Source organism: Microcoleus sp. B3-D2 (genome assembly GCF_036705345.1).
Taxonomy (GTDB): Bacteria; Cyanobacteriota; Cyanobacteriia; order Cyanobacteriales; family Microcoleaceae; genus Microcoleus.
The window spans coordinates 1-1,162 of sequence record NZ_JAUBUG010000192.1; the positions used below are offsets into that span (position 1 = coordinate 1).

Consider the following 1,162-nt stretch of genomic DNA (forward strand, 5'->3'; position numbering starts at 1 on the left):
TCAACTGAATATGCTTTCATTGATGTATTTTTAGAATCTCTTCTTATTGTACCTCATAACAGCCGGAAGTGCTGTAACAACCGCCAGGGCTACCTAGGAGGTTCTGATTTCGTGAAAGCTGATACTATTCCCTTCTTGCCTTCTTCCCCTACCCCCTAGCCCCTGCTTTCCCTAGCCCCTGCTTCCCCTAAATGTACCTGGCTAAGTAATCGTCATAGATTTCAGTATTGGTCCATAGCGTCAGTTCGACTTTTTCGCGATCGCCATCGATCGCCGCACTGGTGCCATTATTTAGACTCGCTTCGGGGATGAAATCGCCACAGTATTCATTGACGGGTACGGCTTCGTTCATCTTCTTGGGATAGCTCAAACCCAGATGGCTCATAATCTTGATAAATTGTTCGCCGCTGCGATCGGCAAATCGAGTATTGAGGCGCTTTTCTTTCCCAATTGTGGAAACGGTGCGCCCTTTGTAATCATGGGCGGGATAAAATAGAGTCCCCTCTGGGAAGGTAAACAACCGTTGCATCACCGTATCGTAAAGAGTTCCCGCATCCCAGATTGCAAGTCTGTACGTCCACAATCTCGAATTAGTAGGGTATCCCCTGTTAACAGATGGGTGTTATTGACTAAATAAACCAGATGGCTGGAGGTGTGGCCTGGTGTGGCGATCGCCTCAATTTGTACCCCCCCCCAAGACTAAGGTTTCGCCATCGCTTCCTGAGCGATCGGCAGACTTGACAGTGGCATTTTGGGGCACTAACACCCGACAACCCGTTTGCTGTCTCAGTTTGCCCGCCCCGATGATATGGTCAGCATGGATGTGGGTTTCCCAACAGTAGCCGAGGCCCAATCCCAGGTGATCTAAAACCTGTAAGTCGCGATCTACTTGCTCTAAAACTGTATCCAGCAGCACCGCCTCCTTCGTCGGCGTTGCACAATTAAGAGATGATTTATGCTACGGTAGGGACCGTCCCATATTTTGAATAATACAAAAGCAAGCGAATTGATAGTTTGAGCATTTCTTCAGACTTAGAATGTAAGGATTCAGGTCAGGGGGTATTGACAAAGATGATACAGGAGGGAGATTATTAGAATTATGAAAAAAGAGCAGCCTCTCAAACTAGACAGTGAAATATTGAACCAGTTGGCTCCCTCGCAA

At 47.4% G+C, this 1,162-nt stretch carries 3 protein-coding genes; all 3 read right to left on the minus strand.

Going from position 1 to position 1,162, the window contains the following annotated elements; all coding sequences use genetic code 11:
* Nucleotides 1-187 precede the first annotated feature (187 nt).
* Genes QUB14_RS28620 through QUB14_RS28630 form a run of 3 tightly spaced genes read right to left on the minus strand, consistent with a single transcriptional unit; the run spans nucleotide 188 to nucleotide 916 of the window.
* Nucleotides 188-583: a hypothetical protein gene (locus QUB14_RS28620; RefSeq protein ID WP_333221648.1), complete on the minus strand. Its 396-nt coding sequence runs from the start codon at nucleotides 581-583 to the stop codon at nucleotides 188-190.
* Entirely contained in the window at nucleotides 529-681 is a 153-nt protein-coding gene (locus QUB14_RS28625; protein WP_333297491.1) for an MBL fold metallo-hydrolase, read from the minus strand. The genes QUB14_RS28620 and QUB14_RS28625 overlap by 55 nt, the downstream gene beginning before the upstream one ends.
* Nucleotides 677-916, minus strand: coding sequence for an MBL fold metallo-hydrolase (locus QUB14_RS28630; protein WP_333221646.1), 240 nt, complete (start codon nucleotides 914-916; stop codon nucleotides 677-679). The genes QUB14_RS28625 and QUB14_RS28630 overlap by 5 nt, the downstream gene beginning before the upstream one ends.
* Nucleotides 917-1,162: the final 246 nt, after the last annotated feature.